This is a genomic window from Bacillus weihaiensis, assembly GCF_001889165.1.
GTDB classification, from domain to species: Bacteria; Bacillota; Bacilli; order Bacillales; family Bacillaceae; genus Metabacillus; species Metabacillus weihaiensis.
Genome location: NZ_CP016020.1, coordinates 692,076 through 704,892 on the forward strand (window position 1 = coordinate 692,076; position 12,817 = coordinate 704,892).

Genomic DNA, 12,817 nt, shown 5'->3' on the forward strand with positions numbered 1-12,817 from the left:
AAAGAATGTCGAAAGAATCACTATCTTTAGAAAATCAAATTTGTTTTAAGCTATATACTGCAGAAAAAGAAATTAATAAAATATATCGTTCATTATTACAGGGTCTAGGAGTGACATATCCTCAGTATTTAGCTCTTCTTGTCCTATGGGAACATAACCATATATCGGTTAAACAATTGGGTGACAAGCTATTTTTAGATTCGGGTACATTAACACCTATGCTAAAAAGAATGGAGTCTAATGGTTTTATTACTAGGGAGAGGTCTACTGAGGATGAAAGAGTTGTTTATATTTCCCTTACTGAAAAAGGCAAGGAATTAAAACAAGAAGCAACATGTATACCAGAACTTTTATTAGAAAAATTATCATTAGAGTCAACTGATATTAGTAAACTGAATGAAATTTTATCTATGTTTATAGCAAAGGTTAAATAATTTATGTTGGGGTTCCGAGTGCCGAGTTATATCTGTTGCTAGCTTCAACGGTTTAGAAATAAGCACAAAAAGGAAAAGAAAAAGCCATGTCACAATTGAGCGACATGGCTTTTCATCATTAATGGAGGCTGTTTAGCCTTAATTTAAAGAATATTCTTTTGCGATAACCTCTTGAGCCTCTTTATAAACATAACCTAGATCTCTAGCTACAGCTTCATACGTAATCTCTCCAGCAATAACGTTAACTCCTGCTTGTAGTGCTGGGTTGTCACTAATTGCTCGATAAGCTCCTTTATTAGCAATTTGGAGTGCATAAGGAACTGTCACATTTGTTAAAGCAATTGTTGACGTACGTGGCACAGCACCCGGCATGTTTGCTACAGCATAGTGTAATACGCTATGCTTTTCATACGTAGGATTATCATGTGTTGTGATATGATCGACCGTTTCAACGATACCACCTTGGTCAATTGCAACGTCAACGATTACTGAGCCAGGCTTCATCGCTTTTACCATTTCTTCTGTTACAAGAGTAGGAGCTTTCGCGCCTGGGATTAAGACAGCACAGATTAATAAGTCTGCTTCTGCAACTGCTGTGGCAATATTCATTGGGTTTGACATTAATGTTTTGATTTGAGTACCAAAAATATCATCTAGTTGACGAAGACGATCAGCACTTAAATCAATAATTGTTACATCAGCGCCAAGACCAATGGCCATTTTCGCTGCGTTTGTTCCAACAACGCCACCACCGATGATTGTAACTTTTCCACGATTTACGCCTGGTACACCTGCAAGTAGGATGCCTTTTCCACCTTTTGGCTTTTCAAGGAACTGAGCACCGATTTGAGCGGCCATACGTCCGGCAACCTCACTCATTGGTGTTAAAAGCGGAAGTGTACGGTTTACAGTAACTGTTTCATATGCAATCGCTGTTACACCGCTGTCCTTTAATGCTTTTGCTAGATCCGGTTCAGCAGCAAGGTGAAGATAAGTGAAAAGAATAAGCCCTTTTCTAAAGTATGCATACTCACTTGGAAGTGGTTCTTTTACCTTCATTACCATCTCGGAGCTAGCCCAAACAGTAGAAGCGTCTTCAACCAATTCAGCACCTGCAGCAACATAATCCTCATTTTCAAAGCCACTGCCTACTCCTGCATTCTCTTCTATTAAAACGCGATGTCCAGCAGCAACTAATTGTGTAACGCCACCTGGTGTTAATGCAACGCGATTTTCATTATTTTTAATTTCAGTAGGAACCCCAATAATCATAAAAAACGTCCTCCTAGTAACCCATTTTTAAATAGCATCTATCTATTAACGCAAGTATAAATAAAATGCTTTCAAAAATCTTTGTTGAAAATAGAGAAAGGTTTTTTATCTATTTGTGTAAATTCACAAAGACAACCGATCAAGCTTTAAATCTAAGTAAATGGTTAGCTTTTGATTCATGTTTTTTAAGTTAATCTCTGCAATTTCAGAAATGCGTTTTAGACGATACGTTAAGGTATTAACATGAATATTCAGAGCCTTTGAAGCGTCATGAACATGGCTATCATAATTTAAGAAGATCTCTAATGTCTCAATAAGATTTGTCCCGTGTTGTTTGTCATACTCCTTTAGTTTATGTAACGAGTAGTTAACGTAACTTGATTGTTTTCTTTGTTCAAGGAGTAGATCTAGATATTGATAAATTCCAAGCTCTGAAAAGCTTGTTAAGTCTGTTGTTTCTAACGGGAATTTTTTCTTAACATTTAAGACAGCAGAAGCTTCTTTATAGCTTTTTTCGATGAAAATGGGGTCTTGATAAATCCCGCCAATACTTGCCATTACATGGTGAATGGAGTACCTCTCACTTAATTGGTGAAGGAGAGAGGCTGTAAATTGCTTGTAGTCAGCTAAAGGAGAGCCTCCTCTAGAAGCTAGTAAAATAACAAGTTCATTGTAATCAATCGTATAAAGGGCTACATTTACTTGTTGAGTTGTTTGTAATAAATAGAAGAGTTTCTTCTCTGTTCCTTCATTAATTTCATCTGGAAACTTAAACACAGCAACTGTATAGGGATCTGGTACACGAATGGTTAATTCTTGAAAGGCTTGATCAATTTCTTCCTTAGTAGAAATGTGACCGGTAAGCAGCTTCCAAAAAAACTCTTGATTTCGCTCTTCTTTCTTTGTTTTCCGCACTTGTAAATTTAACATTTTGTTTTTTACCGCTTGAGCGGCTTGTTTTAATAGCTGCAACTCATGCTCATCAAGATGCTTTTCAATTTCAAGTGCCCAAATAAAGCCTAATACTTCATTGTTTTTCCATATGGAGATAGCAATCCGATTTCCGAGTCCAACCTCTCCGATTTGCTTTACTCTAACAGGCTCATCTGTTTTTAATAGTTTTGGAATGGTCCCGTCTTTCCATAAGCTATTAATGACTTTTTCGGGAACTCTTCTTCCAATAATCGTTGAAATTCTAGCCTGATCAGTGCATTCATCATGTGTGCTATACGCTAACAAACGATGGTTAACATCCTCTATTGTAATTGGACATTGTAGTACTTCACTTATTTTATCTGCTACGTCCTCTAGACGTTCAAAATGATATTTAAATGGATCATTCATTCTATCCCTACTTACATAACCTATTTTCTTTCGTATATGCCTTAAGATTAGTATGAAGAGATACGTTTGTCAAAGGGAGATATCGTGTAAAACTTGATTGGTCACGTATCACTGTGAGTATAATGAAAAGAGTATTTAAATCTGGAGGGAAAAAGATGGATTATTATATGATTACGGGTGCATCGAAAGGCTTAGGTGCCGCACTTGTTGAAAAGTTAGTAAATAAAGATCATGTTCTTTACTATATATCTAGGACTAGAAATCAATCATTACATACACTGGCAAAAGAAAGAAATTCCACCTTACGTTATAAGCAATGTGACTTATCAGATATAGAAGAGGCGCAGCATGTATGTAATCAAATATTTACTGAGATAGATGCAAAAGAGGTAGACAGTCTAACATTTATTAACAATGCAGGGATGGTTAATCCTATTAAGCATATTGGGAGAATACTTACAGAAGAAATGATTGCTAATGTTCAGTTGAATTTGTTAACTCCAATGCTTCTCACAGATCTTTTTATAAAAAAGACGAGCGATTGGAAAGTGGACAAAACAATTGTCAATATCACATCTGGTGCTGCTAATCGTCCGGTTAGTGGGTGGAGTACATATTGTAGTACAAAAGCCGGTTTAAATATGTTTACACAAACAGCCGGAGTCGAACAGCTTGAGAAGGAAAGTGAGGTCAAAGTAATTGGATTTTCTCCAGGTATTATGGATACCCAAATGCAATCAACCATTCGAGAGGCAACAAGTGAAGATTTCTCTTCCATAGACCAATTTAAGGACTATCATGAAAAAGGACTATTACGGTCTTCAGAGTATGTAGCGGACATATTATTGGAGCTTTTATCTAAAGAAGTAGAGAACGGAAGAATATACGATTTAAGAGAATTTCTATAGGAAGAAATAATTGTAAAGTTTTTTTTAAGATTTGACAAAAAAGATTCGCAAAAATTGTTATCTGATGCAATAATATCTTTATAAAAGAAAAGTTTTGAGGTATGCTTAAAAACTAGTACTATTTCCTTATTTTACAGTTTTGTCATAAAAATTGTGACAAATGAGAAATGTGCGAGCGTTTATGACAGAATGCCTATACTAATGCCTCGTGGTGAAAGAGATTTCTTTCATGGAATGAAAACGAAGAAGGTTTTTATTTCTTCGGTTAGAGGATTAAGCAGGCGCCTTTTAACTTTTCCTGAAAATAAGTATCTCATACGTGTAGAGGTGGCTGAATATTAAACAATTAAAACATAAAAAGTATGCAGTCATCATTTCAGTGACAATTTTTATCTTAATCGTCCTTTCTTCATTTAATTTATATACAACCTATACCAATACGAAAAAAACAATTGAATTAACAATGGCAAATCAAGCAAGGTTCTCGGCGGATGAAATCCTATTAAACTTTGATGTTGCAGTTTTAGAATCCTATTTAAATTCGCCTACATCGGTAGAAAAAAGAAATTTGCTAGAAAGAGAACTTCGAGACGCCAAAAGACTCTCTAGAGGTTCTTATGCATCAATCTTAACGAAAAACAGTGAGGGAATACCTAGACGTATTGCAGGTGGGAAGGCAGAGGGGCGATTACACCAAGCGGATGATTGCTGCTTACTCTCAGAAGAATTTCTAGAACAATATTCTGAAGACAAACCTTTCACATCCAGAATTGAAACAGATGATCATGTTACTTTTATCGCATCTGGTGTGCCGATTATAAACAATGAAGGAGTTCCATTAGGAGCCATCGTTGTTGAAATTGGTGTGGGCAAAGTGACTGATATTACAAATGAAGTGATGAAAAATAATGTATCATTTTTTATATTTAGTACGTTATTTGTTCTGTTTTCATTTATCATTTTTGTTGTCTTTCAATTGTGGTTTCGAAGGGAAGTTACTTCACGAGTTGGCGATGCGGAAGAAACGTATCAGGTTGAGTTTCAGTCCATGCTACATACGATGCGCTCAATCCGTCATGATTTTATTAATCACATCCAAGTGATACAAGGTTTATTAAAAATCGGAAGAGAAGATCGAGCGTTTGAATATGTTAATTCGCTAACTAAAGAAGTAGATTCGATGGAGTTACCACTAAAGATTAAGAATCCTGCTCTTTTTATTTTACTACAGTCAAAATGGGTAAGGGCTCAAAATGATAAGGTTGATATGCATTTGTTAATTGATGATCATCAATTTTCAAGGTTGAGCTCTATCGATTTAATTAAGATTTTTTCCAATTTAATCGATAACGCTTTTGATGCTACCTTACAGTTTCAAGAAGTGGATCGCTTCATCAGTGTGGAAGCTACTGTGGCCTCTAATCAATATATCTTTAAGGTAGAGAATATCGGCCCAACGATTTCTCCTGATATGATGAATGATATTTTTCAGGCGGGCTTCTCAACAAAGGTTGAACGAAGTGGTGTTCCTCGCGGAGATGGTTTAGGCATTGTGAAAAATGTCGTAGCAAAATATAACGGGAAAATCTCTGTTGAATCAAAGAAAAATACAACAAGCTTTACTGTAACCATCCCAATAAAAAATGAAAGATGACCTTCTATTCTCTACATGCATGAGCATTAAGAGAGTGGGGGTCATTTTTGTTGTCCAGAAACGAATCAATGTGTCATTTTGAATGATTCCAAAGAAGGTATGTCAACTTAAAAAAAGTTCTTAGATAAATAGTGGTGAAAATGCATATTGAAAGGAAAACGTGTATACACATGTTCCAACCATCCTTTTTCTACATATAATGATATAAGTATGAAAAATCTTAGTTTAGATAAAGAAAAAAACGTCTATGTACCAATAATATTGGAAGAAAAACTCCCCTTTTAGTTGAAGGGTTCTTTTATATATGTTAGATTATTCTGAATATCAATTGTTAAAAGGAGGATCATCATGCGTCGAGTTACCTTACTAGATATTTTTACTCATCCAATTACTCAAAAGTATTTAGGTCGGTCTGGTGTTTCTCATGCAATTCGAGTTGCTCAATATGCCGTGCAGCTCGCAAAACAGCATGATCTTAATCCTGATCTTGCAGCTAAAGCTGGACTTCTTCATGATATTGGCCATTATGAATGGTATACACAAGGGAAATGGGACTTCGAAGAATATAGAAAGTATGATATCCATGCCATTAAAGGTGCTGAAAGGGCCCACCGATTATTAATTAAGCTAGGTGAAAATAGACAGGATGCGAAAGAAATTGCTTTAGCAATCTTACTTCACACCGATTCCTATTTACCTGATAAAAATATTACGAAAACATCCTTGCAAGAAATTATTGTGACTGCAGATGAAATGGATGAAGAGCCATTAGGTAAGCATCATTATCGGAAGATGGAACTTAATGATGCGTTAGAACGAATTGCTCAGTTAGACTCAGATATAGAACATGTACTAGACAAACAGCTGCGTAGATCTGTATAAGGTTAATACGTTCATTTGTGACATGAACCTAGCTCCCTTCATATAGTATATAGAATTTAATTTGGAGGGAGCCTTCATCATGAATTATACAAACCAAATGCACGGTGGACCTGAATTAGTTACTCATGTAGAGCCATATGTATTTCAAACATTACAAACATTAATAGGTAAAAATGCGGTTGTTCAAACAGTTAGAGATAGCTTAAGAGGCAGAGTAATGGATGTAAAGCCGGATCATATTGTGGTGAAAGTTGGAGACTCAACTTTTTTCATTCGCTGTCAGCAAATTGTGTCCGTTATGCCGGATTGATTCTATATAAGCGGGTAGGGGAATGACCTGTGAGACTGGAGACAAATCAACTACTAGAAGATGTTGACTCCAGTCTTTTTTGACGTTTGCGAGAATATACATAAATGTGACCCTACTAGATAAGGGTGAACTCAGTACTTCGTTTTAGTGTCTAGCTCTAAGTAACTTGATTTTTTTAAAAAAGCATGAGATGGAATTTACTTGGAAGTACTAAGCAGTTTCAACAACCATAACGTTTGACTGTACGGTTTTTATAAGGGTAGAATAATAGTAATAAAATTAAGAGGTGATACGATGGGGTTATTCTGTTTAAAATTGGTGAAATAGCAAAAAAGGCGAATGTATCAAAACGAACGATTGATTATTACACACAGATGGGTTTACTACATGTAGAGACAACCTCTCCGTCTAACTATCGATTATATTCAGAAAAGGTAGTGGACGATATTAAATTTATTGAGGCGTGTAAAGAGCTACATATGAGCTTGCAAGATATAAAAGAACGTTTAGAATTAAAGCGTAGTAATAAACAATCGATTGAAAAACAGGAAACGTGCATAAAGCATGCTGAGATGCTTGCAACACATATGAAGCAGCTTGAACAAGAAATATTAGAGCTTAAGCCTATTTTTGATCAATTAAATGAGGATTCTCAAGTGGAAATCTCAAATCACATACAATCTCAAAGTAAAGCACTTATGCAATCTTTACAATTTTTACTACACTCAACATAAGAATATGAAAATATGAAACAACGATGATCGTATAGGAGGAATTAGAAGTGTTTTTTCACCCAATGGACATATTAGTTTTTGCTGCTTTTGGTTTATCTCTTTGGGCTCAATTTAAGGTGAAAGGTAACTTTAATAAGTGGTCCCAAGTCGAGGCTTCTTCTCACAAAACGGGAGCGGAGGTTGCTCGTCAAATCTTAGATCAAAATGGTCTATATCAAGTTCGTGTTGAAGCGGTTAGAGGAACATTAACAGATCATTATGATCCAATGTCCCGTGTTGTTCGTTTATCTGAGCCAGTTTATCATAGCCATTCTATTGCGGCTGTATCTGTAGCGGCACACGAGGTAGGACATGCAATACAGCATCAGAAATCATATGGTGCTTTAGTGTTACGTCATAAAATGTTTCCAATCGTTAATCTCACATCAGGTATTGCACCATTCTTATTAATTGGTGGCTTGTTTTTAGGGCAACTAAATTTAATCGGATTAGGAATCATTTTATTTTCATTTGCTGTAGCTTTTCAGCTCATTACACTACCTGTTGAATTTAATGCAAGCTCTCGGGCAAAGAAATTAATGGTTTCTGAAGGAATTATCACGAATAATGAAGAACATGGAGTAAATAAAGTATTAGGAGCAGCTGCTTTAACGTATGTGGCTGGTGCATTAATGGCGTTATTTGAACTATTAAAATTTGTAATGATTTTTCTTCAAGGAGACGAAGATTAGGCATCAATTTATTTCGTAATTTTACTTTTTAGGAGGTGACAGGGATCGGCCAACCGAAACGGAGGCTTCAATGAAAAAGCGATTAACTTAGAAGTAGACTCACTTCTTTTGTAAGTCATTGTTGTGTGGAGCTAAACACTTATGCAATGAGGAAGATTTACTCATAGCTAATGTTAAGTAATCGTGATTGAATATCCCACTGGTCTTTCCCTTATTTTGGATATAGTTAACCTGATTATTGTTGCGGTTTTAATTGCCTTAACAGCATTTTTCGTTGCATCGGAATTTGCGATTGTTAAATTAAGAAGTTCGAGACTAGATCAGTTAATAGCAGAGGGAAATAACTCAGCTATTGCTGCAAAGAAAGTAACCTCAAATTTGGATGAATATTTATCAGCCTGTCAGCTAGGAATTACCATTACTGCTTTAGGTTTAGGTTGGCTTGGAGAGCCAACGCTAGAAGTGATTCTCCATCCGTTATTAGAGCTATTAAATGTGAACGAGTCAATTGTTAGTGTATTAACCATTGTATTGGCATTCATTATGATTACCTATTTACATGTAGTAGTAGGAGAGTTAGCTCCTAAAACAATAGCTATTCAAAAGGCAGAGTTTATTACGCTGCTATTTGCTAGACCGCTGATCTTTTTCTACCGAGTCATGTATCCTTTTATTTGGGTGTTAAATGGTTCAGCAAATCTACTTATTCGTTTAATCGGCTTAAAGCCTGCATCAGAGCATGAGCTTGCTCATACCGAGGAAGAGCTTAGAATTATTCTCTCTGAAAGCTATAAAAGTGGTGAAATCAATCAGTCTGAATTTAAATATGTAAATCGAATTTTTGAGTTTGATGATCGCATTGCAAAGGAAATTATGGTACCTAGAACAGAGATCGTAACAACTTCAGTAGAAAAATCGTTCCAAGAGAATCTGGATATTATGCGTAGTGAAAAATTCACTCGTTATCCAGTAGTGAATGGAGATAAAGATCATATTCTTGGAATGGTGAACATCAAAGAAATCTTTACTGATCTATACTATTTGACGGCAGAAGAACGCAAAAATACATCTATACAAAAGTATATTCGACCTGTTATACAAGTGATAGAATCTATCCCAATTCATGATTTGTTAATTAAGATGCAAAAGGATCGTGTTCACATGGCCATCCTAATGGATGAGTACGGAGGAACAGCTGGTTTAGTAACAGTTGAAGATATCATTGAAGAGATTGTTGGTGATATCCGTGATGAGTTTGACCACGATGAAGTCCCAGATATTCAAAAACGTGGTGAACATCATTATGTTGTTGATGGTAAGGTTCTGTTATATGAGATTAACAATATGCTAGGCTTAGATATTGATGATGAGGATATCGACACACTAGGTGGATGGATACTAACTCAAAATATAGAAAGTAAGCAAGGAGACGTTCTCACATATCAAGGCTATGAGTTCCACATCCTTGATATGGAAGGTCATCTTATTCGTTCAGTAGAGATTCAAGAAAAGGTTCATGATGAAGAAGGAGAATCTGAACTAATTGAAAGTATAGAAGAATAAGAGATACAGCTTAGAGTGGAGGCATCTATATGTCTCCCTTTTTTATTTAACTATTTGCGTCTCCTTTTTTGCTTTAAGTCATTTGAAGAAAACAGTGCTGTATAAAAACTAGTGAGATTTTTTCTTCTTAGAAGACTCCCGTATATATCATTAATAATAGAGCTTTTTATTTTAGTAGAAATTCTAAGGGAGAAATAACGAAAATTCACCTAATAGTTGGTAATCGTGTGATAAATGTTGTACATTTATAATGAATCCATTTCATACAATCTCTTAGAAAAGAGCTCGAATTTTACATCTTAAGCAGCTTGTGGCTAATTTAACATGGTATTTGATACGATAAACCAAAAAGTCACAAATAACACGCAATACGATATCGTTCTATAATTGCTTTACTAGGTTTTTAATAAAATGAATCCGTTCAATCATTCTAGTAGCCAAGGAGGAAAGAAATCACAGCAGCAAGTTTGTGCTCAACACCACTTGTGAAACGTCATTTTTTAGTCTCCTACAAAGTAGTTGATTAATATCAAGATTTGATAGCAAATAGCTTTAAATCGTTGGGGTAGGTTCTACATCATATCCTTCTTGTAGGTCAAAGAGGTCTCCTTGTCGTATAATAGGCATAGGGAAACTTCCTCCAGTCTCATAAGCTTGTGTGATGCATACTTATTTCGACAGTTTGGGGAGGGATTTTCTTTTTTGTCTTGAAAGCCCTTGAGGCTCTAAGGATTCAATTGATGAAATTTAACCAATAGAATAAAATTTGAAACTTTTTGATTATTTAATCGTAGAGGTAAAGAGAAAACTTTCCTCATTGGTACTGGCTTTTTCCTGGATGGTGCTTTACTGACTAGAAGAAGAACGAAACGGGGTACAAGCCTTATTAATTAATTGCAAGAAAGTCTATTGAAAGAGAAGTTTTATTATAACTGGAGGAGCTAGACTTGTTTAAATCAAAGACACATTTTTGGACATTACAAATTTTATTAATTTTGCTGATTGTCTATGTAAGTACGAAGGTATCCTTTCTTTTTGAACCAATCATTGTCTTTACAACCACATTATTTTTCCCAATACTCATTGCTGGAATTTTATTTTTTATTTTTGCTCCAGTTGTGACACTGTTAGAAAGGGGAAAGGTACCTAGAACCCTTGCCATTCTTATTCCTTATATCGTGTTCATTGGTGTTTTCTCAGGGTTGATTGCTTTTATTGGTCCAATCGTTGCCGATCAGGTGTCTGACTTAGTGGAAAATTTTCCTAGGTATGTAGAAGAAATGACCGCTTATATTTTGGAAATGTCAAAAACATCTGCCTTCACCTGGGTAATGGAGCAGGAGTATATTTCTCTTGATGAAATTGAAAATACATTAACAGGGTTTGCAACAGACTTACCGAAAAATATTACCCAAAGCTTTACGGCTGTCATTGGAGTAGTAACGAATATAACATTAACGGTTATAACTGTCCCATTCATCCTCTTTTATATGTTAAAAGATGGACATAAGCTTCCGACGGCTGCAGTGAAGATTTTACCTGGTACATATCGAGCGGAAGGTTTAAAGATTTTCCGTGACTTATATGAAACGTTGGCAGCCTATATTCAGGGACAAGTGATTGTTTCTTTAGCAGTCGGGATAGGCTGTTTTATCGGTTATACCATTATTGGTTTAGATTACGCACTTGTTTTAGGGATAGTAGTGGCTGTAGCAAATATTATTCCATATTTAGGGCCATTTATTGGTGCAGCACCTGCTGTTATTATTGCTTTACTAGATTCTCCAGCTAAAGCGATTTTTGCGGCTTTAGTCGTAACAATTGTCCAACAAATAGATGGTAATTTTCTTTCACCACTTATTATTGGGAAACGTCTAAATACACATCCATTAACAATTATATTGTTGTTAATAGGTGCAGGTAGCTTCGGTGGAGTTATTGGAATGATCCTTGCTGTTCCAACTTATGCGGTTCTTAAGGCAATTACATTAAATGTTATTCGTTTGGTAAAATTAAGAAAAAGATCTAAGTCTGAGTTAATGAGTCAAACAGATACTAGCCTATAAGGCGAAGAACACTTCTTTTATAGCCCCATATCATACACTATAGGTTATGAAGGAGGAGATGAACATGCCGGCATTTGTTGGTCCAATTAAGCTGAATAATATGGGAAGTAGTGCTATATTTAAGGTGGGAGATAGTTTTTCTTTATCACCAAAAGCGAAGTCGAAAGCATCGATCGGCTCTGGCGGAGCGAACACAGGTGATTTTATTGAAACGCAGAATCTATTTAATATTACGAACTTCCAAGATATAGATATGATTGATCAACAAGAAAATCTGAATTTCTAAGCGCGGTTTATTCTTTATAAACAATGTTTTTGTTTAGATTGTTGCTTGTCTAAAAAATTTATAAGTGCCGGATTTTTCACCTAGGTACAAGGTTCTCCTGTTAGTGTTAGTAAAGGAAGAGCCATTCTTTTCTTTCTTACTATCATTGGTTTTTGGTAGGAATAATGATTATACTCTTTGAAATATGTACTAAATAGCAACAAAGTTTAAAAATAACCTTATAAAAAGTTTCAACTGAAGGTAGCACATCAGTTGAAACTTTTTTAAGTAACATGGATAAATTTGTAGAGCATGTTCTATGTGTGAACAAATAATGCAAAGTATATGGAACTTCACTATAATAAGTCTATAGTTATTTCTGAAAGGATTGAAGGGTATGAAGATTAGAAAGGCAAATGTACATAATCAAGATCAATTAATTACAAATGTGTATATCTATGAAAATAAGCAGCAAGAATTCAGTATGGTGGCTATTCCTGAAATCGAGTGGTCTGTCACTATTCCTTATGTGGAGGAACGAGTAGAGCTTGAACTACGATTGAAATCTTCATTAGTTCAACGAATTGATCCACTTGCAGCTGAGGAACTATCCTCTAAAATTGTCCAATGGACAGGTGAAATGTAATGAGGCTG

General features: G+C 35.4%; 13 protein-coding genes. 11 read left to right on the plus strand and 2 right to left on the minus strand.

Annotation, left to right across the window (positions count from 1 at the left end; genetic code table 11):
* Positions 1 to 5 precede the first annotated feature (5 nt).
* Complete coding sequence (locus tag A9C19_RS03275) at positions 6 to 434, plus strand: MarR family winged helix-turn-helix transcriptional regulator (RefSeq protein WP_072578634.1); 429 nt, start codon at positions 6 to 8, stop codon at positions 432 to 434.
* Between the two features lie 138 nt (positions 435 to 572).
* On the opposite strand, the gene ald is transcribed toward A9C19_RS03275, so the two are convergent.
* Together ald and A9C19_RS03285 are read right to left on the minus strand one after the other, a co-directional pair.
* Positions 573 to 1,706 carry an alanine dehydrogenase gene (gene ald, locus A9C19_RS03280; RefSeq protein ID WP_072578635.1) on the minus strand — a complete coding sequence of 378 codons (1,134 nt, stop codon included), beginning with the start codon at positions 1,704 to 1,706 and terminating at the stop codon, positions 573 to 575.
* 123 nt (positions 1,707 to 1,829) lie between these two features.
* Entirely contained in the window at positions 1,830 to 3,050 is a 1,221-nt protein-coding gene (locus tag A9C19_RS03285; protein WP_072578636.1) for a sporulation transcriptional activator AdeR, read from the minus strand.
* A gap of 155 nt (positions 3,051 to 3,205) precedes the next feature.
* On the opposite strand from A9C19_RS03285, the gene A9C19_RS03290 reads away from it, so the two are divergent.
* The 10 genes from A9C19_RS03290 (at position 3,206) to A9C19_RS03335 (ending at position 12,809) form a co-directional block, all read left to right on the plus strand.
* Complete coding sequence (locus A9C19_RS03290) at positions 3,206 to 3,958, plus strand: (S)-benzoin forming benzil reductase (protein WP_072578637.1); 753 nt, start codon at positions 3,206 to 3,208, stop codon at positions 3,956 to 3,958.
* A 379-nt stretch (positions 3,959 to 4,337) separates the two neighbouring features.
* Positions 4,338 to 5,612, plus strand: coding sequence for a sensor histidine kinase (locus A9C19_RS03295; RefSeq protein WP_072578638.1), 1,275 nt, complete (start codon positions 4,338 to 4,340; stop codon positions 5,610 to 5,612).
* A gap of 348 nt (positions 5,613 to 5,960) precedes the next feature.
* The gene (locus tag A9C19_RS03300; protein ID WP_072578639.1) at positions 5,961 to 6,494 is read left to right on the plus strand and encodes an HD domain-containing protein; all 534 of its coding nucleotides are present in this window, start codon (positions 5,961 to 5,963) and stop codon (positions 6,492 to 6,494) included.
* A 79-nt stretch (positions 6,495 to 6,573) separates the two neighbouring features.
* Complete coding sequence (locus A9C19_RS03305) at positions 6,574 to 6,804, plus strand: YuzF family protein (RefSeq protein WP_072578640.1); 231 nt, start codon at positions 6,574 to 6,576, stop codon at positions 6,802 to 6,804.
* Positions 6,805 to 7,118: 314 nt separating this feature from the next.
* Positions 7,119 to 7,538 carry a MerR family transcriptional regulator gene (locus A9C19_RS22415; protein WP_267888752.1) on the plus strand — a complete coding sequence of 140 codons (420 nt, stop codon included), beginning with the start codon at positions 7,119 to 7,121 and terminating at the stop codon, positions 7,536 to 7,538.
* A 62-nt stretch (positions 7,539 to 7,600) separates the two neighbouring features.
* Positions 7,601 to 8,269 carry a zinc metallopeptidase gene (locus A9C19_RS03315; RefSeq protein WP_083584473.1) on the plus strand — a complete coding sequence of 223 codons (669 nt, stop codon included), beginning with the start codon at positions 7,601 to 7,603 and terminating at the stop codon, positions 8,267 to 8,269.
* Positions 8,270 to 8,485: 216 nt separating this feature from the next.
* Positions 8,486 to 9,832 (plus strand): hemolysin family protein, encoded by a 1,347-nt coding sequence (locus A9C19_RS03320; RefSeq protein ID WP_072581720.1) that lies wholly within the window; start codon positions 8,486 to 8,488, stop codon positions 9,830 to 9,832.
* A 947-nt stretch (positions 9,833 to 10,779) separates the two neighbouring features.
* On the plus strand, positions 10,780 to 11,898 hold the full coding sequence (locus A9C19_RS03325; protein WP_072578643.1) for an AI-2E family transporter: 1,119 nt from the start codon (positions 10,780 to 10,782) through the stop codon (positions 11,896 to 11,898).
* 64 nt (positions 11,899 to 11,962) lie between these two features.
* Complete coding sequence (locus A9C19_RS03330) at positions 11,963 to 12,184, plus strand: spore germination protein (RefSeq protein WP_072578644.1); 222 nt, start codon at positions 11,963 to 11,965, stop codon at positions 12,182 to 12,184.
* Between the two features lie 376 nt (positions 12,185 to 12,560).
* The gene (locus A9C19_RS03335) at positions 12,561 to 12,809 is read left to right on the plus strand and encodes a YueH family protein (protein WP_072578645.1); all 249 of its coding nucleotides are present in this window, start codon (positions 12,561 to 12,563) and stop codon (positions 12,807 to 12,809) included.
* Positions 12,810 to 12,817: the final 8 nt, after the last annotated feature.